This is a genomic window from Scandinavium sp. (genome assembly GCF_032012665.1).
In the GTDB taxonomy this organism is placed as follows: domain Bacteria; phylum Pseudomonadota; class Gammaproteobacteria; order Enterobacterales; family Enterobacteriaceae; genus Scandinavium.
Genome location: NZ_DALZVG010000007.1, coordinates 118,274 through 143,728 on the forward strand (window position 1 = coordinate 118,274; position 25,455 = coordinate 143,728).

Below are 25,455 nucleotides of genomic sequence, written 5' to 3' on the forward strand. Positions count from 1 at the left end.
GAAGATGATGATAACGTTATGTAAAGCGTGTGGAACCTCTTACGACGTTGCGGCGGGGCATCCGGAAAACTGCCCGATTTGCGAGGACGAGCGGCAATACGTTCCGGTGAGCGGGCAGGCGTGGATTGAACCTTCTGCCCTTCACGCGAGGCACGCGAATAAGTGGCGACAGCTTGCGCCCGGGCTTCTCAGCGTGGAAAGCGTACCTGGTTTTGCGATTGGTCAGCGCGCGATCGTCGTGCAAAGCGAAGAGGGCAACATTCTCTGGGACTGTATTCCCAATCTGGATGATGCCACAAAGGCGATTATCACCGCGCTCGGCGGGCTAAAAGCCATTGCGATTTCGCATCCGCATTATTACAGCACCATGCAGGACTGGGCGGCAGAGTTTAACGCTCCGGTTTATCTGCACGCCGCCGATCGCAAATGGATTCAGCGCGACAGTCCGCATATCCATTTATGGGATGGGGAGTCGCTGCCCATTAACAGCCGCGTGGAGCTTTTGCGCCTCGGCGGTCATTTTGCCGGTGGCAGCGTTCTGCTTCACAAAGAAAATCAGGGCGTGCTGCTGACCGGGGATATTATTCAGGTGGCACCCGGTGCGGGCAGCGTCTCCTTTATGTGGAGCTACCCCAATATGCTGCCGCTTTCTGCCACCACCGTTGCTGATATCGCACAACGGTTAAAAGACGTCCGGTACAGCGCGCTGTACGGTGCTTTTGAAGGCAAAGATATTCCGGACAACGCCGCAGATATCGTGCAGCAATCCGCGCGAAAATACATCGAGTGTATCGAGCGGCGCTGAAGTTACGCATTCAACGGCGTCAGCTCATAAAGCACCAGCGCATTGCTCTCCAGTGAATCCACCATCTGCCAACTGTCGTGCAGATGCTCATCGCGCACGGCGAGCGTCATCGGCAGTTTAACTTCGGCAACGTATGAAGGTCTGTACCTGAACGCTGCGAAAAATCCCACCAATGCGGCTCTGATGCTACAATCCTCCACATGTTACACCACCCCAAAGAATCTCTTATGACTACCGCTGATTTCAAACGTCCTAAGCTGGAACTCCCGAAGGGGGCAGACAAACTGTTGCTGCATTCGTGCTGTGCTCCCTGTTCCGGTGAGGTGATGGAGGCGATCCAGGCCTCGGGCATCGATTACACCATCTTCTTCTACAACCCGAATATTCATCCGCAGAAAGAGTATCTGATTCGTAAGGATGAGAATATTCGCTTTGCTGAACAGCATGGCGTGCCGTTTATCGATGCGGATTACGATACCGACAACTGGTTTGAGCGAGCCAAAGGCATGGAGTGGGAGCCCGAGCGCGGTATCCGCTGCACCATGTGTTTTGACATGCGCTTTGAGCGGACGGCGCTGTACGCCGCTGAAAATGGTTTCAGCGTGATCAGCAGCTCGCTGGGTATTTCACGCTGGAAGAATATGCAGCAAATCAACGACTGCGGACAGCGGGCCGTTGCGCATTATCCGGGCATGGTGTACTGGGACTATAACTGGCGCAAGCAGGGCGGTTCGTCGCGCATGATTGAAATCAGCAAACGCGAACAGTTCTACCAGCAGGAATACTGCGGCTGTGTTTACTCACTGCGTGACAGCAATCTGCACCGTAAATCTCAGGGCCGTCCTCTCATTCAGCTCGGTAAGCTTTACTACGGTAAAGACGACGAGCAGGCCTGATTTTGCCTGTCACGCCCGCTGCGGCTTGACAACCTTCCTGAACTTATCCCTCTGTTATTCTCGTCAAGGGTTGCAGTAACAATCGCTATATAATTAAATGCATATCGGTTAGTTAAGGAGAGCGTTCCGATGAGGCTGTATATGTTTTACGTCGGCGGCAATGCCGGCAAGTCCAATATAGAAGTTCATGACATTCAGTTTGTCGCCGCTAACTCTCCACGCGAGGCATGGCCTGCGCTAAGGGCCGCGTGGTTTGGCGATAAAGATAAAATTCACATTGATGGCTACAGCCAGATTACCTGGGCGGATGGCTATAGCGTCACGCTCTCTGCCGAACCATCCTCTTCCAGCCTCAGGCTCTTCTTTGTTAACGCCGGGGGATATCGTCCGGACACGCTAGCTGAACTGCACGAGTTCGATTTGTTCGTTGCGGCGACTGCGCAGGAGGCAAAAAAGAAAGCGCTGGATACGCTCCTGTGCGGCGTCGATCAGCAGCATAAAGACAACCTCAAAGAGGTGGATGATTGTCTGTTGCTCGATAAAGTGGGTGAACTTTATGTGCATTTAACGCCCTGCGCCACCGGAACGCGCGACAAACCTGAGTGGCAGGGCTACCAGCCGATTGGTGAGTAAATTACCAGATTGAAGGAATTTGTCTGCCCGGTAAGCTTGTGCCACCGGGCAGTGCTGGCGCTGAGCTCCACTGTAAATAGTTTGCCCCTATGATTTGAGGGCGCGTCTGTTCAGCCATAGAGCCACTTCCCGGCTTCTGCTGATTCAGCAAACATTCGTACGTTCAGCGGCAAGCGGGTTGCTTCGACTTCTTCACGTTTGAGTTTGAACCATCGTTGCAAAAGCGGTGTATTTTCCCACGGGAAGTAAGATGTCCTGTTTACCTGTTCAAGACATACGCCAAACTGCTTTTGGTATTTGTCTAAAGTATCTTACAAATCAGCACGTGGATGCTCAAATAAATCAGAATCAAGCTCTGATGGAATCTCCTTCCAGTCGCTGTCTAAATAGACGGGGATTTATTCGTGGAATAACACTAAAACATCTTCGATTATTTCTGTCATTAGAAGGCGGTCTGCTGCATACATTTAAATTTAATATTGATTACGCAAAAATCATCACCATAATAGGAATGATTATATCTCTTGAATGAATGGATTGTTAAATTATATTGGCATTGAATATTTTAATAAAAATACCTCTGTTGCGCTGAGATGTCAGGCGCAGAGGTTGCGCCCTTTTTGTTATGCAGTCCAGCGAACATTCCAGCCGTCTTTGTACGAAACGTTACCGTCTGTATATTTCCATGTTATATTCTCGTAGCGTAGCTCAATGTTTTCCAGGTGCGTACTGGAAACTCCGCTCGGTAGCAGGGCAGGCGTAATGCTGCAAATCTTCACATTCTCCAATGTAATATTAAAATACTCAGCCTCGACTCCTGCATCAGTAATCCGGTACATCTTGATGGTAGCAGTCTTAAGCGTTCGCCCCTCACATAACGCCCTGAAAAGCAGGGGAGTAGTCTGATCAAACTCTTTCTGCATAACGATTGGGGAATGGACCCTCGTCCCGGTAAGTTTTCCGTAATTGGGATCGACGGGGATACAAACATTGTGCGTTAACGTTTGAATTTCAATGGAACCGAGTCGGGTAGGCATTAAACACCCGCCAACAATGGGTGAGCCATTTTCGTCTGTTAACCATAAGTGCGCTGGAGTTGACATATAAATTTCCTTTTTTTTCTTATTTGGGTTTTCGTGGAAAAAACCACATAAGAACAAACACGAAAACTATAAAGATTCCTATTGACTGAATAGCGAAGGATGGGAACCAGGTCACCGCAAACATACCGAATAGCACGGTCAAAACAACGGGCAGGCATGACCATAAAAAGAACGATGCTTCATACCTAATCCATTTCTTTAATAGTTTTAACATAATTAACGGACCATTCTTTGTATAATGTTAACCACGTCATGATCTGACATATAGTAGTGAGGTGCAAATGCTCCCGCCTTAGTAAATACCGGCTCAACTAAAAAATACATCATTTCAAGCTGCTGCATGTAAAGGGCATGGTAATACATGGGGCTAAGGAGCTTCAATCTGTCAGCGCTTTCCGATGCCTGCTGTACATAACCATAAGCTCCTGCAAGAAATACGGCTCCACCTGATAGCTTACGGACTTTTGCAACAATTAGAGGGCTAAATCCGGCGCTCAAACATACGGTTGTGGTCAGCCCCGCAACAAACGACTTTGCAGTCAATGTGCTGGCTGAGACGTTAACGCCAACTTTTTCGAGTGCCATGCCGATGGCCAGAACTTGCTGCTGCGTTTTGTTCTTGAATACTTCGTCAAAGTAAATGCCAATTAAGTCATAAATGATCCTTCGATTACGTACCAACTGAACTATCCCGGAGAGAAAACGACTATCTTCACTTTTCAGCTTTGCGCACACATTTTGATAATTCTGAGTAAAGCAAGAGGTGTAATAAATTGCCCGTGTCGCGCCATCTTGTATCCTAGCCGCTGCGTCTAACATTTCATCCTTCATCCCTGCTAGAGACTTATCAAGTTGCAAAGCCAATATTTTGTCTGCCTGCGTTTCGCTTATGATTAAATCACTGTAATACATATCCAGTTCCCTCCGGTAAATGTTGGTGCGAATATGAAAGGTAGCATGATTTTGTCAGGCTTTTAACTAAAAAAAGAGTGAGGTTGGAGGTGTGTATTCACCCTGTGTATATGTGGTGGAGTATTTATTTCCTTGCTTTATAAATAGCAACGCCAAAGCAATTGAAAGCTTTTCTTTCTATTTTTGATGTCAATGGCTCTCCAGTTTTTATTAGTAAGGGGAATATGTAATTCAGTAAACCAACACTAAAATCAATGATTCTTGGTTGTCTTTTTGAAAATGACCTATTGATCAGTGGGTTGTGAATTTCCCCCTGATGTTTGTATTAAGAAATATGTGATCGCAAACGAATAATTATGACAAATGTATAAATTGATGTTGAATATTTAATTTTAGAAGCCTATTTAAGAAACAGGCGTAGAAAAAATCTACGCTGGGAAAATTAATAATTGTTCATTTACTTTTTGAAAGGAAATCTTGATGTCAAATGTTTATGTAGAACCACAACCGACTGGGCGCCCGGAAGGGACTGCTATCACGCATTACACTGTTGAGTATGCAGGCGGACAGAGTATTGATGGAAAGAATCATGCTACACAGGAAAGTGCAATCAGCGCTGCGAAAGCAAAGGGGTTTAAACCTCTTGTTGCGCGGGTAAGGAATACCAGCAAAGGTAACCCGGATCACTGGCGCGCAGCTTGATTGTGCATATCCAAATAAACAAAGCTCCTTATGGAGCTTTTTTGCTACGATATTTAAATATTTGTCTTTAACCAACTTTCGCAGTGCCGCATGCTTGGTAAGCTTTCTCCATCAGGCATGATGCAAACCTGTTTATGATGAAGAAAAGCAGTAACGCTAGTTCAGTCATACCCTCTACAGCCCGGATTTAGCCGATTCAGCAAACATGCGTACGATCAGCGGCAATCGTTTTGACTCAACCTCTTTACGCTTGAGGTTGAACCACCGTCGCAAAAGCGGTGTATTTTCCCATGGAAAGTATAAGGGCCAGTTTACGCTCTCAAGACTGACTTCAAAGCGGTTTGATCAATTCAGCAGGGGCGTAGGCCCGGTAAGCTTGCGCCACCGGGCATATTGTTTTACTGCGGGAGCTTAACTGAAACCCAACGTGGGGCTTTCAGATCTGCTGCAAACATCCAGACCAGTTCACACAGAAGCCCTCTCAACGTCTTTTCCGTTTCAGGCAAAAACGATTGCTGGCACAGCACCTGAGCTAAAGTCTGGCAGTAATCGCAGAGTGCCTCAGAGTCCGGCTCGAAATGAGACTGAGGGGCAGGGAGCGTTTTGGTCGTAAGGCAATCAATCAGATGATCCGGAATGGGATCGTTAAGCGTCGGGCGCAGCAGCGCCAGACAGGCTCCGATCCGGCCCAACAGCGCCAGCTTTTCGGCTGTGTCGTCGCAGTCGATCAGGTTTTCAGCGAAACGGTCGCAGTGGTTGGCGAGTTCGATAAAGTTCGCCGCGGCGGTGAAGGACTGGTTCAGGACGTCTTGATCGGTAGTGGGGGTTGTCATATAGCGTACTCCAACAAGTGGTATATAAATACCGCCAGCGGAGAGGTCAATCTCGCGGGTGGCGGAACCGAGCGGGGTTGACCTTACCGACCTTGTTGGCAATCGGCGCACCTTTCGATGCCCCCGCCCGGCCCGCCATTGTAGCGTAGCCGTGCGCGCGACACAAAAGGCGCGGACGCGCCGCTGTGTCGCCAACAAGAGAATTTCAGGAGGTCAAACCCGGCACCTGAATTTGCAGGTGCGGGAAAAGAATAAGGCGATAATCCAATGCTAACAAGGGCTATTACTGGAAGGAGGGTCTCATTATGGAATGTAAACACCTTAGCTTATTTACATAAAATAGATGAATGGTTTATGCTGTCTTATTTGCATTGTCAATCTCAGCTAATAATTTTTTTCAACTTCAATGAGCGAAAGATTGCTATTATATGGCTGAAAGTTAATAATAGAAAATTCTGTCTTTCAACTGACTACCGCATCTGAAGGTTAAGGAAATGCTGCACGGTTCTATTCTTCATATTCAGACGCGGATATAATGCCTTCCTTAGTGCGAATGAATCTATGTTTCATAGGTTTGAATGGCGAATGCTTTACTATTTCTAAAGATAAATTGGTCAGCAGTCCAAAGACTTTATGTGCATACTCTAAACAATCATATGCCCCACGTTCTTCAATGGAAAATCGAGATAATTCTTTAAAATGCTCTATGTATTTATCAAAATCACTTTTCTTGCATCGTTCACCATAAAGTTTCTCTGGATTTGCAGGTAAAGGGAAACGAACAGAAAGGAGTTCTTTATTGCCAGGCAAAGCAATAGATTCGTGAATTGCATATAAACGATGGCTTGCTATATTTATCGGTGCAGAGTGCATAACTAAGTCCCTATAGTTCCCTAACTCGAACAACCATCCACCTGGACCCATTTCATTTTTTAAATAGGACTCCAACTCAGTACATACAACCATTTTTTTCAGGACTTTTAATAAACCACCTGCTGTTGTTATCTCTTTACCATCCTGCTTACACGCACCATCATTTGAAAAATGATACACATACTCGCATAAGTTATCTCGTAGTATTCCAGCATCAAACAAAAAAGAATGAAATTCTTGGTATACTAAGTCCGTAAATCCATCCTGGAAACGCTGGCCATTTTTAAAATTGTCTTTTAAAGCTAAAGCGTTTAACTGATTTTGATATGACAATGCTAAGTTTTTTAGACGGTTGTTAATACTAGTTAGCTGAAAGCTGATTCTGTTGGATAAATCATAGCTTAACCCATTTTTATTTCTAAAAGATGATAAGGCTATGCCACTCCATTTTTGTGTAGCATCCCAATTAGACCAATGTCTCTCTTGCTCAATATAGCCACGAAACTGTCTTGGTGACTCACCTGAAAACTCACTGTAATTAGTCGTAAATTCAACACCAATTATTTTTAAATTGTATTTATTAAGTGCATAGAAAAGTTTTTCATATTTGTCCAGTTTGATTTGTACCTCTTTTCCGTCTTTAGTGTTTGGCCAGAGTAAAACTATATCGCTTTGTGGTTCAATTGAAGCAACAGGACCGCCAAACAAAAATACTGTCCTTCCGCAAATTGGCCAATTATCTTTCATGTTTCCCCTTAGCTGAATACAGCAAAAAAATTGGTTGGAGAGAAAGCCGCTTTCCTTTTGGTTACTCTGTAACAATGCAAAAATATAGTCAACTTGGTACTGTGGTCTAACGAGAGCGTTGCAAAATACTGTAAGAGCACGGTAATCGCCTCCCCAATCATGATGTTTGCAGCGTCCGTTAGTGGTCAAAAGTTGTCCTCCACTATTCTGGTACAGCTTCTACATCTTATGCTTCTTCAACAAAGCCCGTAACTGGTGATAAGTCAGCCCCAGCAGCTCAGCCGCTTTTTTCTGATTAAACTTCGCTTGCTGTAGCGCCTGTTGCAGCAAACCCTTTTCCTGCTGCTGTTGAAATTCGCGCAAATCGAGCGGCAGCGAGAGGGCGCTTTCCTGGTTTTTTTCCTCAACATCCACCGAATCAGAAGCCGGAACCGGCCGCTGGAACGGATCCAGAATAATATTATCCAGCGGCTCTTCAATGCTGGCGTGGCGATAGACCGAGCGTTCGACCACGTTTTTCAGTTCGCGGATATTGCCCGGCCAGCGGTAGTTTTGCAGCGTGTCCCGTGCGTGTTCGGTAAAGCCCGGGAAGAGCGGTAATCCCAGTTCGCGACACATCTGAATCGCGAAGTGTTCCGCCATCAGCAGGATGTCGCTCTGACGTTCTCGCAGCGGCGGGAGCTGTACGACGTCGAAGGCCAGGCGATCGAGAAGGTCGGCGCGGAAGGTGCCTTCTTCCACCATCTTCGGCAGGTCGGCATTCGTAGCACAGACCAGCCGCACGTTTACCTGCAACGGCTGGCTGCCGCCGACGCGCTCCAGCTCGCCGTACTCAATTACACGCAGCAGTTTTTCCTGGACCAGCATCGGGGCGGTGGCGAGTTCATCGAGGAAGAGGGTGCCGCCGTCGGCGCGTTCGAATCTCCCCGGATGGCGTTTTTGGGCGCCGGTAAAGGCTCCCGCTTCATGGCCGAAAAGTTCTGAATCGAGCAGGTTTTCATTCAGCGCCGCGCAGTTGAGCGAGATAAACGGCCCCTGCCAGCGCGAGGAAAGAAAGTGCAGGCGGTTGGCAATCAGCTCTTTCCCGGTACCCCGTTCACCAATGACCAGCACGGGCTTATCCAGCGGCGCGAGCCGTGAAACCTGTTCCAGCACCTCGAGGAAACTGTTCGCTTCGCCGAGCAGGTTGTCCTTATATTCTGCCATGATGAAATTCGCCACTCGTTAGTGTAATTGACCACTTTACTGTAGCGGTGGAATGGGTGAATTTCAATCACTCCTCGCAAAATCAATAAGATAAAAAGTTGGCACGCCGTTTGTATTATCCCTTGCAGCAGGGCTTTGCCCGATGACAAAACTGACTGTATGAGGATGTGAATATGGGTATTTTTTCTCGCTTTGCCGATATCGTGAACGCCAACATTAACTCGCTGCTGGAAAAGGCTGAAGATCCACAGAAGCTGGTCCGCCTGATGATTCAGGAGATGGAAGACACCTTAGTCGAAGTGCGTTCCACTTCAGCCCGCGCGCTGGCGGAAAAGAAACAGCTGACCCGCCGCATCGAGCAGGCGACCGCGCAGCAGGCCGAATGGCAGGAGAAAGCCGAACTGGCGCTGCGTAAGGAAAAAGAAGATCTGGCGCGTGCTGCGCTGATTGAAAAGCAAAAGCTGACTGACCTTATCGTCACGCTGGAGCAGGAAGTGACGCTGGTAGACGACACCCTGGCGCGCATGAAAAAAGAGATTGGCGAGCTGGAGAACAAGCTGAGCGAAACCCGCGCTCGCCAGCAGGCGCTGACGCTGCGTCACCAGGCGGCCAACTCATCCCGCGACGTGCGCCGTCAGCTCGACAGCGGCAAGCTGGACGAAGCAATGGCGCGCTTTGAATCCTTCGAGCGTCGCATTGACCAGATGGAAGCCGAAGCGGAAAGTCACGGCTTTGGCAAACAGAAATCGCTGGATCAGCAGTTTGCCGACCTGAAGGCGGATGACGATATCAGCGCGCAAATCGCTGAACTGCGCGCCAAAATGAAGCAGGATAATCAATAATATCGTCCAGGCGGCACCGCGGGTGTCGCCGCTCATCATCAGTAAGGAGACCTTATGAGCGCGCTTTTTCTTGCCATTCCGCTGACGCTGTTTGTGCTTTTTGTTCTGCCGGTTTGGCTCTGGCTGCACTACAGCAACCGCAGCAGCGCAGATTTAACGTCGGGTGAAAAGCAGCGGCTGGCACAGCTGACTGACGAAGCGAAACGGATGCGTGAACGCCTTCAGGCGCTGGAAGACATTCTCGACGCGGAACACCCGAACTGGAGAGAAAAATAATGGCATTAGATTTCAGCAAAAAGCTGTGGCGTATTCCGCAGCAGGGCATGGTGAAGGGCGTGTGTGCCGGGATCGCCCACTGGCTCGACGTGCCGGTGAAGCTGGTGCGTCTTATCACCGTGCTGGCGATGATTTTTGGGCTGTTTTTCTTCGTGGTGGTGGCCTATATCATCCTGACGTTCGCCCTTGACCCGATACCGGAGAGCGAAATGTACGGCGAAAAAATGCCGTCCAGCGGCGAGCTGCTTGATGCGGTTGATGCCGAACTGGCGGCGGGTGAAAAGCGTTTGCGCGAAATGGAACGCTACGTCACCTCTGACACGTTTTCCCTGCGCAGCCGGTTCCGCCAGCTGTAACTGAGAGAGAAAAGCATGAATTCAAAATGGCAACGCACCGGGCAGAAGGTCAAACCCGGGCTGAAAATTGCGGGCAAGCTCGTGCTGCTGACCGCGCTGCGTTACGGCCCGGCGGGCGTTGCCGGTTGGGCTATCAAATCCGTTGCCCGCAGGCCGCTGAAGATGCTGCTGGCGGTGGCGCTCGAACCCGTGCTGGCGCGTCTTGCCAGCCGCTTATCCCGAAACCTCAAGTAGCAATGAGAGGCACAGCCACGGAAGTGCCAGAATCTTAAGAATTTTTTACATTGCATCTTCCTGCTTTGCCCTCATGTAATATCCTTGACTGATATTCCCACTTCTGGACGCAATGGAATGGCGATAAACCGACTCAAAAACGAACTCAATGCCCTGATGAACCGCGGCGTGGACCGACATCTGCGCCTGGCGGTCACGGGGCTTAGCCGCAGCGGTAAAACGGCGTTTATCACGGCGATGGTCAATCAGCTTTTGAATTTACACGCGGGCGCACGTTTACCTTTGTTAAGTGCGGTGCGGGAAGAGCGTTTGCTCGGCGTGAAGCGCGTGCCGCAGCGCGATTACGGTATTCCGCGTTTTACCTATGACGAGGGCCTGGCACAGTTATATGGCACGCCGCCGACGTGGCCGACGCCCACGCGCGGAGTGAGTGAAATTCGCCTGGCGCTGCGTTTTCGCTCCAATGACTCACTTTTACGACACTTCAAAGACACGTCCACGCTGTATCTGGAAATCGTCGACTATCCCGGCGAGTGGCTGCTGGACCTGCCGATGCTGGCGCAGGATTACCTGAGCTGGTCGCGGCAGATGACTGGCCTGCTGACGGGCCAGCGTGCCGAATGGTCTGTGCGCTGGCGTGAGCTGTGCCAAGGGCTCGATCCGCTGGCCCCGGCCGATGAAAACCGGCTGGCGGAAATCAGCCAGGCCTGGACCGACTATCTCCACACCTGCAAAAAAGAAGGTCTGCATTTCATTCAGCCGGGCCGCTTTGTGCTGCCGGGAGAAATGGCTGGTGCGCCTGCGCTACAGTTCTTCCCGTGGCCGGATGTGGATGCCGCAGGCGAGGCAAAGCTGGCGCAGGCCGATAAGCACACCAACGCCGGGATGCTCCGTGCGCGTTTTGACTATTACTGCGAACATATCGTTAAAGATTTCTATAAAAATCACTTCCTGCGCTTTGACCGCCAGATAGTGCTGGTCGACTGCCTCCAGCCGCTGAACAGCGGCCCGCAGGCGTTCAACGATATGCGCCTGGCGCTGACGCAGCTGATGCAAAGCTTCCATTACGGGCAGCGCACGCTATTTCGCCGCCTGTTTTCCCCGGTGATCGACAAGCTGCTGTTTGCTGCCACCAAAGCCGACCACGTCACCGTCGATCAGCACGCCAACATGGTGTCGCTGCTGCAACAGCTGATTCAGGATGCGTGGCAGAATGCGGCGTTTGAAGGCATCAGCATGGACTGCCTTGGGCTGGCCTCGGTGCAGGCGACGCAGAGCGGGCTGATTGACGTCAACGGCGAGAAAATCCCGGCGCTGCGCGGCCATCGTCTGAGCGACGGCGAGCCGCTGACGGTCTATCCGGGTGAGGTTCCGGCGCGCCTGCCGGGCCAGGCGTTCTGGGAACAGCAGGGTTTTCAGTTTGAAGCGTTCCGTCCGCAGGCGATGGACGTCGACAAACCGCTGCCGCATATCCGGCTGGATGCCGCGCTGGAGTTTTTGATTGGAGACAAATTGCGATGAGCGAACCGATAAAACCGCGCATTGATTTTGCCGGGCCGCTGGAAGCGGACAAAACAGAGCAGCTTCGCGGTGCGCAGCTGTTTGAACAGAACCAGGCCGAAACCTTCGCCCCGGCGCTGGTGGACGATCCGCTGGAAGATGAGGGCCAGGCGGAGGCCGTGGTTGAAGCTGCCCTGCGTCCTAAGCGCAGCCTGTGGCGGCGCATGGTCAGCGCCGGGCTGGCGATTTTCGGCGTCAGCGTTATCGCTCAGGGTGTGCAGTGGACGATGAACGCCTGGCAAACTCAGGACTGGGTGGCGCTGGGCGGCTGCGCTGCCGGGGCGCTGATCGTCGGGGCAGGCGTCGGTTCCGTCGCTACCGAATGGCGTCGTCTGTGGCGATTACGCCAGCGCGCGCAGGAGCGTGATGAAGCGCGGGATCTCCTGCACAGTCACGGCACGGGCAAAGGTCGCGCGTTCTGCGAGCAGCTTGCCAGCCAGGCGGGGCTCGATCAGTCGCACCCGGCGCTTCAGCGCTGGTACGCCGCGATCCACGAAACGCAAAACGATCGTGAAGTGGTGACGCTCTACGCGCACCTGGTTCAGCCGGTACTGGATGCGCAGGCACGGCGCGAAATCAGCCGTTCTGCGGCAGAGTCGACGCTGATGATTGCCGTCAGCCCACTGGCGCTGGTGGATATGGCGTTTATCGCCTGGCGCAACCTGCGTCTGATCAACCGTATCGCTACGCTCTACGGTATCGAGCTCGGCTATTACAGCCGCCTGCGCCTGTTCCGCCTGGTACTGCTCAATATCGCTTTTGCCGGAGCCAGTGAACTGGTGCGCGAAGTGGGTATGGACTGGATGTCTCAGGATCTGGCGGCGCGTCTTTCTGCTCGCGCAGCTCAGGGGATTGGTGCCGGTCTGCTGACCGCTCGTCTTGGCATCAAGGCGATGGAAGTGTGCCGTCCGCTGCCGTGGATAGACGACGACAAACCGAAGCTCGGTGATTTCCGCCGCGAGCTTATCGGGCAGCTGAAAGAGACCATCAACAAGCGTCCTGCCTGATCTTTTCCCTGCACGGTCGTGAGGCCGTGCGATCTTCGCGACGGGCACTGCGATTAGCGGGACGCTGGAAGCGATGTTTCAGCGCTGAGGTTTTGCGCTTTGTGCACTTTATCGTGAGCTTTACGGCAAAGCGCCTGATTTTCCGCCATACTGTCAATAATTGTTGACAGCCATCTTCCCGCAGGCGGAGAACTGTCTTATCATCCATGCGTTATTGGCTCTGAGGGTGATACTTCCCATGCGTCTTGAAGTTTTTTGTGAGGACCGCCTTGGTCTGACCCGTGAATTGCTCGATCTGCTGGTGCTGCGCGGTATTGATCTGCGCGGGATCGATATCGACCCCATTGGCCGAATCTACCTGAATTTTGCCGAGCTGGAGTTTAATGCCTTCAGCACGCTGATGGCGGAGATCCGCCGTATTGCGGGCGTGACGGACGTGCGAACTGTGCCGTGGATGCCGTCCGAGCGCGAGCATCTGGCGCTGAGTGCGCTGCTTGAGGCCATGCCGGAACCGGTACTTTCTCTGGACACCAAAGGCAAAGTCGAGCTGGCTAACCCCGCCAGCAGCCAGCTGTTCGGGCAATCGCAGGACAAATTGCGTGCTCATCACGTCGCCCAACTGATTAACGGTTTCAACTTTCAGCGCTGGCTGGAGGGCTCGCCGGTGGAGTCCCACGCCGAGCATGTTGTCATCAACGGGCAAAACTTCCTGCTGGAAATTACCCCGGTCACCCTGGAAGGGGAAAATGCCACCCGCGTGCTGATGGGGGCGGTAGTGATGCTGCGCTCCACGTTACGTATGGGCCGCCAGCTGCAAACCATGACCAGCCAGGACGTCAGCGCATTCAGCCAGATCATCGCCGTCAGCCCGAAAATGCGCCACGTAGTGGAGCAGGCGCGCAAGCTGGCTTTGCTGACCGCGCCGCTGCTGATTGTCGGGGATACCGGCACCGGGAAAGATCTGCTGGCGAACGCCTGCCACCTGGCAAGCCCACGCGCGCAGAAGCCGTATCTGGCCCTGAACTGTGCTTCTATCCCGGAAGATGCTGTAGAAAGCGAGCTGTTTGGCCATGCGCCGGAGGGCAAAAAAGGCTTCTTCGAGCAGGCGAACGGCGGCTCGGTGCTGCTGGACGAAATCGGTGAAATGTCGCCGCGGATGCAGGTTAAGCTGCTGCGCTTCCTGAACGACGGCACCTTCCGCCGCGTCGGCGAGGATCATGAAGTTCATGTCGACGTGCGCGTCATCTGCGCTACCCAGAAGAACCTGGTTGAACTGGTGCAGAAAGGACTGTTCCGCGAAGATCTTTATTATCGTTTGAACGTACTGACGCTGAACCTGCCGCCGCTGCGCGATCGTCCGCAGGACATCATGCCGCTGACCGAGCTGTTCGTGGCGAGATTCGCCGATGAGCAGGGGATTGCGCGCCCGAAACTGGCCGCTGACCTGAACACCGTGCTGACGCGCTACGGCTGGCCGGGGAACGTCCGTCAGCTGAAAAACGCGGTCTACCGTGCATTGACGCAGCTGGAAGGCTACGAGCTGCGCCCACAGGACATCCTGCTGCCGGATTACGACACTACAACCGTAGCGGTTGGCGAAGATGCGATGGAAGGATCGCTGGATGAAATCACCAGCCGCTTCGAGCGTTCGGTGCTGACCCAGCTGTACCGGAGCTTCCCGAGCACGCGCAAGCTCGCCAAACGCCTCGGCGTGTCGCATACGGCGATTGCCAATAAGTTACGTGAATACGGCTTAAGTCAGAAGAAAAACGAAGAGTAATAAAAAGGCCGCCTGCAAAAAATGAAGGCGGCCTTTTTTATCCGTGAAGGGATCAGGCTTTCAGAGCTTCCAGCGCGGCAGCGTAGTCCGGCTCGTTGGTGATTTCGTTCACCAGCTCGCTCAGTACGACGTTGTCGTTTGCATCGAGAACGATGACGGCGCGAGCGGACAGGCCTTTCAGCGCGCCTTCAGCAATGCCAACACCATACTGCTGCAGGAAGTCTGGCGCACGCAGGGTGGAGAGGGTAATCACGTTGCTCAGACCTTCTGCGCCGCAGAAGCGGGACTGCGCGAACGGCAGGTCGGCAGAAATGCACAGCACCACGGTGTTGTCCAGTTCGGTCGCCAGCTGGTTGAATTTACGCACGGATGCCGCACATACGCCGGTATCAATGCTCGGGAAAATGTTAAGCACCTTACGTTTGCCGGCGAACTGGCTCAGTGCGACGTCGGAGAGATCCTTGGCAACCAGTGTGAATGCTGGTGCTTTGGCGCCCGCCTGAGGAATGGTGCCCTGAACGGAGACGGGGTTGCCCTGGAAATGCACAGTTTGTGACATGATTATCTTCCTGTTTACATATAGTTAACGTCGCGGCTAGTGTATGCCAACAATCATAACGACAGCAAATGCTTTTGGTGCCATCTATAACGAGGGGCAGGGAATGAGAAGTCTGAGAGTATACGAGGAAGCCTGGCCGCTGCATACGCCGTTCGTCATCTCGCGCGGAAGCCGTAGCGAAGCGAAAGTTGTGGTGGTTGAGATCGAAGAAAACGGCGTGAAAGGCGTCGGGGAATGCACGCCATATCCGCGTTACGGGGAGAGCATTGACTCTGTAATGGCGCAGATTGTCAGCATTGGAGAGGAGCTGGAATCAGGCATCAGCCGCGAAGCGTTACAGCAGTTACTGCCCGCAGGCGCGGCGCGTAATGCCGTGGACTGCGCGCTCTGGAATCTGGAAGCGCTTAAGGCGGGTAAAACGCTGGCGCAAATGGTCGGGGCGGAGCTGGCCTCCAGCGTGACAACGGCGCAGACCGTGGTGATTGGCACGCCGGATCAGATGGCAAACAGCGCCAAAGCGCTATGGGATAACGGCGCGCGTCTGCTGAAGGTGAAGCTGGACGATCACCTGATCAGTGAGCGAATGGTCGCCATTCGCGCCGCCGTGCCGGAGGCGACGCTGATTGTTGATGCCAACGAAGCCTGGCACAGCGATGGCCTCGCCGCGCGCTGCCAGCTGTTGGCCGATCTTGATGTGGCTATGCTGGAGCAGCCGCTTCCGGCGACAGAGGATGCGGCGCTGGCGAATTTCATTCATCCGTTGCCGATCTGCGCCGATGAAAGCTGTCATACCCGTGAAAGCCTGACGACGCTTGCCGGTCGCTATGAGATGGTCAATATCAAACTCGACAAAACAGGTGGTCTGACGGAGGCGCTGGCGCTGGCCGCCGAGGCTGATGCCCAGGGCTTTGGGCTGATGCTGGGCTGTATGCTGTGTACCTCTCGCGCAATCAATGCAGCATTGCCGCTGACGCCAAAGGTTCGCTTTGCCGATCTCGACGGCCCAACCTGGCTTGCAGTAGATGCAGAACCCGCGTTGCGTTTCGGCACCGGTACGCTATACCTGTAAGGCTCAAGTTTATTTTTAAATAAAATCAGGCACAAAACGATCATAGCTCCTTCACGCGGCGCACTTAGGATAGCCGTATCAGATTTGAGGGTATTTGAGATGGTTGACTGGGAAGACGAAAGCGTCTCTACGCAGGATGCATTAACGAAGCGGATGATTGATACCGTGGGTCTGGTTGTTCTTCTGGTGGTCGTGATTGCCGCCCTGTGCTTTATCTGAATGGGGATTGTCGGCTGACTGAATGCCGGATGGCGCTGAGGCTTACCCGGCCTACGGCAAAAGATTGATTTTGCAGGCCCGGCAACGGCGTGTTGCCGGGCAATTCTCATGGTTATCGTTTGGCCTTTAATTCCGGATGCCAGTGCAGCAGCGCCGTCATCGCGGCGAGGTATTTCTCGCTGGCTTCGTCCGAGGAGATGGGCGGGAATTCAGCGGTGATGCAGTGCATCCCGATATCGGCACACCAGCTGCCGAACGAACCCGGTGTCGCATAGCCGACGCTGGTCACCAAAGGCAGCTCAAACGACTCTGCCAGCCATTTGCCAAGCAGCGTCTGCTGCGGATCTTCAATACAGGCCAGCGGATCGTGGAAAGAAACGACCCACGCCGGGTGAATCTTGTGAATCAGCTGACATAACGCTTCCGTTTCGGGTTCTGAGCCGGGGTTATCGCCTGTCAGCAATACCACGTCACGGCTTTCTGCTGAACTGTTCCAGCGGTAAACGGTTTCGCCTGCCTTCCAGTTCGCTGCCGGAAAATTGCGATTGAGATCGACGCCGTTGGCGTTGGCGCGCAGTCCCAACTGACAGCCGTCAGGGTTGACGGTCAGCACCACGTGATGACGGCGCAGATCCGGTGCGAGCGTGCGCAGGGCGCAGGAAAGCGTGACGATGGAAGAGTTTTCGTCGCCGTGGGTGCCGGCAATAATCAGCCCGCTGTTATGGTCGGCGAGCGGCGCGGGAAACCAGATCAGCGGCGCGCCTAATAACGAACGACCATAGTGCTGCGTACCGGGTGGAAACGCGCCGCGCTGTTGGCGAGGACGGGTGGAAGACATACGTATCCTGCATAATTGTGTTGTTTCTGGCAGTGTTGTGCAAAACTCACCGGGAATCAATTAGTTTCATACAGGTTGTTTCTGAAATCATTTCGCTGCTTCCTTCAATTTTTTGCCATAAGTCGTTTGCAATTCTTCCTGCTGAAACAAATAATTACCCGTCTAAGTTGGCTGGGTTTATTTGAACTGGGTTCATTTCAATAAAGGGGATCCCATGAAGTTTCCTGTTTCGTCTCTCTGTTTTGCGCTGGCGCTCGGTGGTACCGCGTCTTACTCATTCGCGGCGGATGTGCCGCAGGGAACTGTCCTGGCGCAGCAGCAGACGCTGGTTCGCCACATTAAAGATGAACCGGCTTCTCTGGATCCGGCGAAAGCGGTGGGGCTACCTGAAATCCAGGTGATCCGCGACCTGTTTGAGGGCCTGGTGAATCAGGACAGCAAGGGCAACATTGTGCCGGGCGTGGCGACCAAATGGCAGTCCAACGATAACCGCATCTGGACGTTTACGCTGCGCGGCAACGCAAAATGGTCCGATGGTACACCGGTGACGGCTCAGGACTTTGTCTACAGCTGGCAGCGTCTGGTCAATCCGAAGACAACTTCGCCATTTGCCTGGTTTGCGGCACTGGCGGGGATTACAAACGCCCAGAATATTATCGATGGCAAAGCAACGCCGGATAAGCTCGGCGTGACGGCAGTGGATGCGAAAACGCTGCGCGTGCAGCTTGATAAACCACTGCCTTGGTTCGTAAACCTGACGGCCAACTTCTCTCTCTATCCGGTGCAAAAAGCCAACGTCGAAAGCGATCCTAACTGGACGCGTCCTGGCAAGCTGATTGGCAACGGCGCGTACGTGCTGAAAGACCGCGTGGTGAATGAAAAGCTGGTGGTCGTCCCGAATACAAACTACTGGGATAACGCCAAAACCGTGATCAAGCAGGTCACCTTTGTGCCGATCAACCAAGAGTCAAATGCCACCAAACGCTACCTGGCGGGTGATATTGATATCACTGAATCTTTCCCAAAAAATCAGTATCAGCAGCTGCTGAAAAACATTCCTGGCCAGGTCTATACGCCGCCGCAGCTCGGCACCTATTACTATGCGTTTAACACTCAGAAAGGCCCAACCGCCGATGCCCGCGTGCGTCTGGCGCTGAGCATGACCATCGACCGTCGCATTATGGCGGAAAAGGTACTGGGCACCGGCGAGAAACCGGCCTGGCGCTTTACGCCGGACGTGACGGCAGGCTTTACGCCGCAGGCCTCTGCGGAAGAGAAAATGAGCCAGGCGGAACTTAATGCTCAGGCGAAGATGCTGTTATCCGCAGCGGGCTACGGTCCGAACCGACCGCTCAAGCTGACGCTGCTCTATAACACCTCTGAAAACCACCAGAAAATTGCCATTGCGGTGGCATCAATGTGGAAGAAAAACCTGGGTGTGGACGTGAAGCTGCAAAATCAGGAGTGGAAAACGTACATCGACAGCCGTAATACCGGCAATTTCGATGTGATCCGCGCTTCCTGGGTTGGCGACTACAACGAGCCATCAACCTTCCTGTCGCTACTGACCTCCACGCACAGTGGCAATATTTCGCGCTTCAACGATCCGGCCTATGACAAAGTGATTAACCAGGCAACGCTGGAAACCACCGAGAAAGCGCGTAATGTTGACTATAACGAAGCCGAAAAAATCATTGCCGCACAGGCACCGATTGCGCCGATTTATCAGTACACCAACGGTCGATTAATCAAGCCGTGGCTGAAAGGTTATCCGATCGATAACCCGGAAGACGTGGCCTACAGCCGTACGATGTACATCATTAAGCACTGATCGTTCCCGCAGTAAAAACCTGGCCTCGCATGCCGGGTTTTTTTATGGCTAAGACCACGCCATAAATGTGGATAAGGTCGTATTTGCGGGCTAAGCTTAGTTGATATCCTTTATCAGGAGGGGATATGTTGACGCATTCAGAAGCTAAACGATGGGCTACTCTGATGTTGAAATCCGCGCTCTGTGACGGGATGCAAGCCGAGGAAATTTTCCGGCAGGTGCATCTGGTTTGCGACAAGCACGGCAAAGAGTGCCTTGAAGAGTTAATAGAGGAAATTCTGGTGGAGGCCGGGCGTATTGGTCCTCAGCACAGCGCCGGGGAGTATAAGCACCACTAACGTCCTCTGAGCATAAAACCGCCTGCGGGCGGTTTTTGTGTTTTATGCGGCAAGCACCCGGTTTCGTCCGTCATCTTTGGCCTGATACAGCGCCTTGTCTACGCGTTTGAATATTTCATTAATGGTTTCTCCTGACTGGTGTCTGTTCACGCCTGCTTTTTTTGCGCGGTCGTGTGTAACGCCGTTGCCGGAGTATGCTTTGCGTTTTCAATCTGGGCTAATAATTGCGGGATCTCCTTTGCGGGGAGCGCCCTGGCAAAGAGGAATCCTTGCAAATTTTCTTTTGATTGGTCTTGTGCATCACATTTTTATCGACACGCTGAAACCTGTCGCACAAAACACCCTCATCGACTTAAGTATTGCTTAAGCATCTTATAGCACCAATAAAATGAAGTCTGGCATTACTGCTTTGCTGTGAGATAATCTGTTGCTATTAGGCAATAAAAGGGTATTTTTTGGTGTGAATAACTGCCAGCTCGGCGAATTGTCGGATAAATAAAGTTCTAAACTCAAACTCACCGTGTTTAACCGTGAATATCAATTTCTCATGGTGATTGGATTGAAATAGCCAGGCCAGCTGCTATAACCAGATCACCCCTCCGAGGATCTCTGTGAGCCTGATTATGCTAAGAAATATGAGTGTCAGAACTTTCATATTGATGTTTTTACTGGTGGTTGTCTTTATTGTCGATATTTTAGCAGTGATATTTTCCGCCAATACTGCCGTCCTGATTATGCTTAATATCAGCTGGCTGCTAGCGCTCTCCTTATTATGGTTATATATGACAAAATATCTGGTGACGCCCATTAATGCGGTTAAGCGCAGCATTGATGACGTGGTCTCCGGAAATATTTCAGTGCATATCCCTGAATTTGGTAATAACTGTGCAGGGCGTTTAATTCCCGGTATTAATAGTTTGTCGAGCAATATTTCCACGCTGGTATCGGAAATTCGCTCATCGTCGCAAACGGCAATGACGCTTTCCGAACAGCTGGCGAATCGCAGCGCGGAACTGTCGGTGAAGACGGAGCAGCAGTCGGCCACGCTAATGCAGACGGCCTCCAGCATGGAAGAGATTGCTGCCAGCACCAAAAATAATGCTGAGAATACTCGTCTTGCCAGCGGCCGTGCGGGAGAAGCCACGCTCTGTGCCCGGAAAGGAGGCGAGCTGATGGGCGATGTGGCAACCAACATGCAGTCCATTACCGACTGCGCCCGCCAGATGACCGAGATTATCACTATGATCGACGGCATTGCCTTCCAGACCAATATCCTGGCGCTGAACGCGGCGGTTGAAGCGGCAAGGGCAGGCGATCACGGGAAAGGGTTCTCGGTGGTGGCAGGCGAGGTGCGTAATCTTGCTCATCGTAGCGCCGAAGCGGCGAAAAATATCAAAACCCTGATTAGCGTCACCAGCGATAATGTGACTCAGGGGGCGAATATTGTTGCCGAGGCGGAGAAAAATATGCAGGAGATTGTCTCAGGATCGGGCCTGCTGAGCAGTCTGATGGAGCAGATCTCTTGTTCCACGCTGCAGCAGGAAAAAGGCATCGAACAGATAACCCTGGCGCTTTCAGAGCTTGAGAAAGTCACGCAAAGTAACGTCGCCGTGGTGGAGGAGCTGGCCGGTTCGTCTGATGTGCTTAAACATCAGGTGGTGGAATTACAAACCAGAACGCGTAATTTCCGCCTGGGAAATGAGGCACCCGCACAGGCTGTGGTACCCACGCCTTCAAAGCCAGCAGCGGTAGCGGTTTCCGGTGGTGAGCAAAATTACTGGCACTCTTTTTAATTCTCTCCTGGAGCGATAAAACGGGCCTGCATTCTGCGGGCCCGTTTTATTATATCCGGATGCCGAAATTATCCTTATTCACGATTTGACGATTGCATACGGTTTGTGCCTGCCAGATAATTCTGCTTTCATGAATAAATTCAGTGCGATGGAGGGCGTGCATATTGTTAATTACGTTCGCCGGGCTAGACTTCATTGCATAAGACCCGATAAGTGGAGGCGCTGTGGAAGCCATTAAGGGAGCTGAAGTGAACGTACCTGACGCGGTGTTTGCCTGGATGCTGGACGGAAAGGGCGGCGTCATCCCGATGACGGATGAGCGGGTTATCAATAAAGACAACCCCTGCTGGCTGCATCTCAACTATACCCACCCTGAAAGCGCACAATGGCTGGAGACCACGCCGCTGCTGCCAAACAGCGTGCGCGATGCGCTGGCGGGCGACAGTTTGCGCCCACGCGTCACACGAGTTGGGGAAGGAACGTTAATTACCCTGCGTTGTATCAACGGCAGCACCGATGAACGTCCGGATCAGTTGGTCGCAATGCGGCTGTACATGGACGAGCGCCTGATTGTGTCGACCCGACAGCGCAAAGTGCTGGCGCTCGATGATGTGGTAAAAGATCTGGAAGAGGGTACAGGCCCGACGGACTGCGGCGGGTGGCTGGTGGACGTTTGTGATGCGTTGACCGATCACGCCAGTGAGTTTATTGAGGAGCTGCACGATAAGATTATCGATCTCGAAGACAATCTGCTGGATCAGCAGGTGCCACCCCGCGGTTTCCTGGCACTGCTTCGCAAACAGCTGATCGTCATGCGCCGCTATATGGCGCCGCAGCGTGATGTGTACGCGCGGCTGTCCAGCGAGCGTTTTCCCTGGATGAGCGACGATCATCGCCGGAGGATGCAGGATATTGCCGACAGGCTGGGGCGAGGACTGGATGAGATTGACGCCTGTATCGCCCGTACCGGCGTGATGGCCGATGAAATTGCGCAGGTCATGCAGGAGTCTCTGGCCCGCAGAACCTACACCATGTCGCTGATGGCGATGGTCTTTTTGCCGAGCACGTTCCTGACGGGCCTGTTTGGCGTCAACTTAGGCGGTATTCCCGGCGGCGGCTGGCAGTTTGGTTTTTCATTGTTTTGCATTGGCTTAGTGGTGCTGATCGGCGGTGTTACCTGGTGGTTACATCGAAGTAAATGGTTGTAAGAAATCAGTTTTATGACCGGTAATGCGCCGAAAACGCGGTTTAATTTGAGCGAAGTCAATAAACGGACTACCCATTCAGGGCAATATCTTTCCCGCAGGTGAATGCAACGTCAAGCGATGGGCGTTGCGCTCCATATTGTCTTACTTCCTTTTTTGAATTACTGCATAGCACAATTGATTCGTACGACGCCGACTTAGATAAGTCGGCTTTTTTTTGCCTTTTGACCGGCGCCGCTATGCTTGCCTGGCCTACAATTCGGCCCACACCGAAGGCCGGGTAAGGTTTAGCCGCTATCTGGCAGCCCAAATTGCGATAACCTTTTTTGCCTCTCGCGCCAGACCTTCTACCCTTAAGGGATGTTCAACGTCCAGGAGGTCATTATGAACTGGCGACTCAGCGATCCGACACCCACCGATCCTGTTCCCGTACCGGACCCGAACCCTCGTCCTCAGCCCATACCTGAGCCACCGCTTGATCCCGATCCGCATCCGATTATCGATCCGCCGCCGCATTACTGAGCGGCAGGCACAAAAAAGCCCTCAGGCGAGGGCTTTAAGCGGGATTCAGTGGCTTATTTGATTTCGACGATGTCGAGTCGGTTGGCAAGCACGTCGGACTCGTCATCTTCTGGCTGCCAGCCTGCAGGCTGTAGTGGGATCTCTTCGCGATCGAAGGCCAGATCGCCACCGTCTACCACTTCTGCACCGTGCGTCAGGCCCTTGAAATCGAACATTTCGGTATCGCACAGGTGAGAAGGCACCACGTTCTGCATCGCGCTGAACATAGTTTCGATACGCCCCGGATAGCGCTTATCCCAGTCGCGCAGCATGTCGCCAATCACCTGACGCTGCAGGTTTGGCTGCGAACCGCACAGGTTGCATGGAATGATCGGATAGGCTTTTGCTTCGGCAAAGCGTTCAATATCTTTCTCACGGCAGTAGGCCAGAGGGCGAATCACGATGTGCTTCCCGTCATCGCTCATCAGCTTCGGCGGCATACCCTTCATTTTCCCGCCGTAGAACATATTCAGGAACAGGGTTTGCAGGATGTCGTCGCGGTGATGGCCCAGCGCAATTTTTGTCGCGCCAAGCTCAGTGGCAGTGCGGTAGAGAATACCGCGACGCAGGCGAGAGCACAGGGAACAGGTGGTTTTCCCTTCAGGGATCTTCTCTTTTACGATGCCGTAGGTGTTCTCTTCAACGATTTTGTACTCAACGCCAAGCGTGTCGAGATAAGCCGGCAGAATATGCTCAGGGAACCCTGGCTGTTTCTGGTCGAGGTTAACCGCCACCAGGCTGAAATTCACCGGTGCGCTCTGCTGCAGGTTGCGCAGAATTTCCAGCATGGTGTAGCTGTCTTTGCCGCCGGACAGGCAGACCATAATGCGATCGCCTTCTTCAATCATATTGAAATCGGCAATGGCTTCGCCCACGTTACGACGCAGACGCTTTTGCAATTTGTTCAGGTTATAAATTTCTTTCTTACTAACTTCTTGATTTTGCGACATGTAATGATGGCTCTGGTCGAAGGTAAAGGACAGCCTGCGTCAGGAGCACTGACGAACATCAGGGTTCATAGGGAGTGTAGCATCACTCTACGGCTGTCCTGTCGATAGTCTGGCGTGTATGGTACGGATTACAGCGCCGAAAGCCAGCGTGATTTCTGTCGCCGCGCATTTACTTGCCGGGTTTTTGGCTTTCGCTGAGCGGCATCAGCAGTTCCTTCAGTAGCGCATAGCGCTCGGCTGGCGTCAGGTAAAACGGTCCCAGGTGTGGCATATCTTTCGGCTCTTTCAGCCAATGGCTTTTCAGGTTACGTAACCAGCTGTGGACGTTGTTCATGATTTCATCTCCTGTGGTGATGAAATCATTGTGGTTGATGAAAACCGGAAGAAAAACGGATGGCATAAAAATTAGACTTCCGTATTTATGGTATGAATGACGCAGGACAACGGACAGATGACGTAGGGAATACGCTGTCTGTATCGCTCAAAAGGTTAAAATACGTAAATAAGAAGCACGAAGTGAAAAAAAGGATTGAGCCATCACGGTATCCTTTGCATTTGTCCGAATGAAGAGAATCTGATGTCCTTATTAAAAAGCATGCTGTTTTTTCTTGTTGTATCGTGCGGCTCGCTGATCACGCTGCTCTGTTTATGGCTCGATATGTCCGTCTGGCATGACGACTTATCCGAAGTTTCAGCGACCGAAGTTGTGCAGGAAATAACCCTTCTTGCGATTGTGATGATTCATTTTGTTCTGGCAAAACGTTTTAACGCTTTCCGGCTTTGTAACATTCTGGTCGGTGGTTTCTTTCTGACGATGTTAATTCGTGAACTTGATGCTGTCTTTGATGTTATCGCTCATGGCAGCTGGGTGTGGTTTGCTCTTGGTGCAGCTTTCATCGCACTGTGGTATCCGTTGAAAAAATGGCCAGAAACGTTGCGTGAATTAAATATGTATACCCGTACGCCTTATTATGGCGTGATGATCAGTGGGTTAATCGCCATTCTGGTCTTCTCAAGGCTTTTTGGCATGAACGTTCTGTGGAGCGCAGTATTGCAGGATGGCTACGCCAGAGTTGTAAAAAACGCAGTAGAGGAAGGCAGCGAAATGTTCGGCTACATGCTGTGCCTGGCGGCCTCTGCGGGGTACGCCTGTTACGTGCGCGCTGTGAGCATAAAAAAAGCCGCCTGAGCGGGCGGGTTTTCATCACCATACAAAGCAGAATCAGAACGGGTAATCCCGTTCTAAAACCACACCATAATATACCTGATTTGCCACGAATATCATTTTTCTGGCGCCGCGTACTGTTAATAAATCTCCGTTTTCTCT

The 25,455-nt window shown here is 52.3% G+C and carries 26 protein-coding genes and 3 pseudogenes; 17 read left to right on the forward strand and 12 right to left on the reverse strand.

All coding sequences use genetic code 11. The features are described 5' to 3' along the window. The first annotated feature begins 7 nt into the window (after positions 1–7). The 3 genes from RTU33_RS08625 (at position 8) to RTU33_RS08635 (ending at position 2,334) form a co-directional block, all read left to right on the forward strand. On the forward strand, positions 8–805 hold the full coding sequence (locus RTU33_RS08625) for an MBL fold metallo-hydrolase (protein WP_312626775.1): 798 nt from the start codon (positions 8–10) through the stop codon (positions 803–805). 227 nt (positions 806–1,032) lie between these two features. Beyond that, the gene (locus RTU33_RS08630; RefSeq protein WP_312626672.1) at positions 1,033–1,701 is read left to right on the forward strand and encodes an epoxyqueuosine reductase QueH; all 669 of its coding nucleotides are present in this window, start codon (positions 1,033–1,035) and stop codon (positions 1,699–1,701) included. 129 nt (positions 1,702–1,830) lie between these two features. After that, on the forward strand, positions 1,831–2,334 hold the full coding sequence (locus RTU33_RS08635; protein WP_312626673.1) for a DUF1543 domain-containing protein: 504 nt from the start codon (positions 1,831–1,833) through the stop codon (positions 2,332–2,334). A 110-nt stretch (positions 2,335–2,444) separates the two neighbouring features. Here RTU33_RS08635 and RTU33_RS08640 read toward each other — a convergent pair. The 7 genes and pseudogenes from RTU33_RS08640 to pspF all read right to left on the reverse strand — a co-directional run bounded on the left by RTU33_RS08640 (position 2,445) and on the right by pspF (position 8,725). After that, positions 2,445–2,732: pseudogene (locus tag RTU33_RS08640) on the reverse strand (DUF1493 family protein). Between the two features lie 225 nt (positions 2,733–2,957). Continuing rightward, positions 2,958–3,437 carry a type VI secretion system tube protein TssD gene (locus RTU33_RS08645; RefSeq protein WP_312626675.1) on the reverse strand — a complete coding sequence of 160 codons (480 nt, stop codon included), beginning with the start codon at positions 3,435–3,437 and terminating at the stop codon, positions 2,958–2,960. Positions 3,438–3,653: 216 nt separating this feature from the next. Next, positions 3,654–4,349, reverse strand: a complete 696-nt coding sequence (locus RTU33_RS08650) for a hypothetical protein (protein ID WP_312626677.1) — start codon at positions 4,347–4,349, stop codon at positions 3,654–3,656. A gap of 876 nt (positions 4,350–5,225) precedes the next feature. Beyond that, positions 5,226–5,390, reverse strand: a pseudogene (locus RTU33_RS08655) (DUF1493 family protein); the annotation flags it as partial. Between the two features lie 59 nt (positions 5,391–5,449). Beyond that, on the reverse strand, positions 5,450–5,884 hold the full coding sequence (locus RTU33_RS08660; RefSeq protein WP_312626678.1) for a hypothetical protein: 435 nt from the start codon (positions 5,882–5,884) through the stop codon (positions 5,450–5,452). 507 nt (positions 5,885–6,391) lie between these two features. Continuing rightward, complete coding sequence (locus RTU33_RS08665; RefSeq protein WP_312626680.1) at positions 6,392–7,504, reverse strand: hypothetical protein; 1,113 nt, start codon at positions 7,502–7,504, stop codon at positions 6,392–6,394. A 219-nt stretch (positions 7,505–7,723) separates the two neighbouring features. Then, positions 7,724–8,725: a phage shock protein operon transcriptional activator gene (gene pspF, locus RTU33_RS08670; protein WP_312626682.1), complete on the reverse strand. Its 1,002-nt coding sequence runs from the start codon at positions 8,723–8,725 to the stop codon at positions 7,724–7,726. A gap of 158 nt (positions 8,726–8,883) precedes the next feature. On the opposite strand from pspF, the gene pspA reads away from it, so the two are divergent. The 7 genes from pspA (at position 8,884) to tyrR (ending at position 14,765) form a co-directional block, all read left to right on the forward strand. Continuing rightward, positions 8,884–9,552 carry a phage shock protein PspA gene (gene pspA / locus RTU33_RS08675; RefSeq protein WP_097161057.1) on the forward strand — a complete coding sequence of 223 codons (669 nt, stop codon included), beginning with the start codon at positions 8,884–8,886 and terminating at the stop codon, positions 9,550–9,552. Positions 9,553–9,606: 54 nt separating this feature from the next. After that, positions 9,607–9,828, forward strand: coding sequence for an envelope stress response membrane protein PspB (gene pspB / locus RTU33_RS08680; RefSeq protein ID WP_312626683.1), 222 nt, complete (start codon positions 9,607–9,609; stop codon positions 9,826–9,828). After that, entirely contained in the window at positions 9,828–10,184 is a 357-nt protein-coding gene (pspC, locus tag RTU33_RS08685) for an envelope stress response membrane protein PspC (RefSeq protein ID WP_409438237.1), read from the forward strand. The genes pspB and pspC overlap by 1 nt, the downstream gene beginning before the upstream one ends. Positions 10,185–10,199: 15 nt before the next feature. Continuing rightward, positions 10,200–10,418: a phage shock protein PspD gene (pspD, locus tag RTU33_RS08690; protein ID WP_097161054.1), complete on the forward strand. Its 219-nt coding sequence runs from the start codon at positions 10,200–10,202 to the stop codon at positions 10,416–10,418. A 123-nt stretch (positions 10,419–10,541) separates the two neighbouring features. After that, a complete protein-coding gene (locus RTU33_RS08695; protein ID WP_312626778.1) occupies positions 10,542–11,939 on the forward strand; it encodes a YcjX family protein in 1,398 nt (465 codons plus the stop codon). Continuing rightward, positions 11,936–12,985, forward strand: a complete 1,050-nt coding sequence (locus tag RTU33_RS08700) for a YcjF family protein (protein WP_312626684.1) — start codon at positions 11,936–11,938, stop codon at positions 12,983–12,985. Before RTU33_RS08695 ends, RTU33_RS08700 begins: the two co-directional genes overlap by 4 nt. Before the next feature lie 238 nt (positions 12,986–13,223). After that, complete coding sequence (tyrR, locus tag RTU33_RS08705; protein ID WP_312626685.1) at positions 13,224–14,765, forward strand: transcriptional regulator TyrR; 1,542 nt, start codon at positions 13,224–13,226, stop codon at positions 14,763–14,765. Between the two features lie 52 nt (positions 14,766–14,817). On the opposite strand, the gene tpx is transcribed toward tyrR, so the two are convergent. After that, entirely contained in the window at positions 14,818–15,324 is a 507-nt protein-coding gene (gene tpx, locus RTU33_RS08710) for a thiol peroxidase (RefSeq protein ID WP_312626686.1), read from the reverse strand. Between the two features lie 103 nt (positions 15,325–15,427). On the opposite strand from tpx, the gene ycjG reads away from it, so the two are divergent. Beyond that, on the forward strand, positions 15,428–16,393 hold the full coding sequence (gene ycjG / locus RTU33_RS08715; RefSeq protein ID WP_312626688.1) for an L-Ala-D/L-Glu epimerase: 966 nt from the start codon (positions 15,428–15,430) through the stop codon (positions 16,391–16,393). 331 nt (positions 16,394–16,724) lie between these two features. Here the strand turns inward: ycjG and mpaA are convergent, their stop codons facing one another. Further along, positions 16,725–17,450, reverse strand: a complete 726-nt coding sequence (gene mpaA, locus RTU33_RS08720) for a murein tripeptide amidase MpaA (protein WP_312626689.1) — start codon at positions 17,448–17,450, stop codon at positions 16,725–16,727. A 214-nt stretch (positions 17,451–17,664) separates the two neighbouring features. Between mpaA and RTU33_RS08725 the strand changes: the two genes are divergently transcribed. Continuing rightward, positions 17,665–19,281, forward strand: coding sequence for a peptide ABC transporter substrate-binding protein (locus RTU33_RS08725; RefSeq protein ID WP_312626690.1), 1,617 nt, complete (start codon positions 17,665–17,667; stop codon positions 19,279–19,281). A 125-nt stretch (positions 19,282–19,406) separates the two neighbouring features. Next, a complete protein-coding gene (locus tag RTU33_RS08730) occupies positions 19,407–19,619 on the forward strand; it encodes a hypothetical protein (RefSeq protein ID WP_312626692.1) in 213 nt (70 codons plus the stop codon). Positions 19,620–19,661: 42 nt separating this feature from the next. On the opposite strand, the pseudogene RTU33_RS08735 reads toward RTU33_RS08730, so the two are convergent. Next, positions 19,662–19,748 (reverse strand): annotated as a pseudogene (locus tag RTU33_RS08735) (hypothetical protein); the annotation flags it as partial. Between the two features lie 494 nt (positions 19,749–20,242). Between RTU33_RS08735 and RTU33_RS08740 the strand changes: the two are divergent. The 3 genes from RTU33_RS08740 to RTU33_RS08750 all read left to right on the forward strand — a co-directional run bounded on the left by RTU33_RS08740 (position 20,243) and on the right by RTU33_RS08750 (position 23,139). Further along, positions 20,243–21,412: a methyl-accepting chemotaxis protein gene (locus tag RTU33_RS08740; protein WP_312626779.1), complete on the forward strand. Its 1,170-nt coding sequence runs from the start codon at positions 20,243–20,245 to the stop codon at positions 21,410–21,412. A 224-nt stretch (positions 21,413–21,636) separates the two neighbouring features. Further along, entirely contained in the window at positions 21,637–22,620 is a 984-nt protein-coding gene (zntB, locus tag RTU33_RS08745) for a zinc transporter ZntB (protein WP_312626693.1), read from the forward strand. 381 nt (positions 22,621–23,001) lie between these two features. Next, positions 23,002–23,139, forward strand: a complete 138-nt coding sequence (locus tag RTU33_RS08750) for a hypothetical protein (protein ID WP_312626694.1) — start codon at positions 23,002–23,004, stop codon at positions 23,137–23,139. Positions 23,140–23,192: 53 nt separating this feature from the next. Here the strand turns inward: RTU33_RS08750 and ttcA are convergent, their stop codons facing one another. Both ttcA and RTU33_RS08760 read right to left on the reverse strand, forming a co-directional pair. Then, positions 23,193–24,128 carry a tRNA 2-thiocytidine(32) synthetase TtcA gene (gene ttcA / locus RTU33_RS08755; protein WP_312626695.1) on the reverse strand — a complete coding sequence of 312 codons (936 nt, stop codon included), beginning with the start codon at positions 24,126–24,128 and terminating at the stop codon, positions 23,193–23,195. Between the two features lie 169 nt (positions 24,129–24,297). Beyond that, complete coding sequence (locus RTU33_RS08760; RefSeq protein ID WP_312626696.1) at positions 24,298–24,462, reverse strand: hypothetical protein; 165 nt, start codon at positions 24,460–24,462, stop codon at positions 24,298–24,300. Positions 24,463–24,705: 243 nt separating this feature from the next. Between RTU33_RS08760 and RTU33_RS08765 the strand changes: the two genes are divergently transcribed. Then, positions 24,706–25,317, forward strand: a complete 612-nt coding sequence (locus RTU33_RS08765) for a transporter (protein WP_312626697.1) — start codon at positions 24,706–24,708, stop codon at positions 25,315–25,317. Positions 25,318–25,455 lie beyond the last annotated feature (138 nt).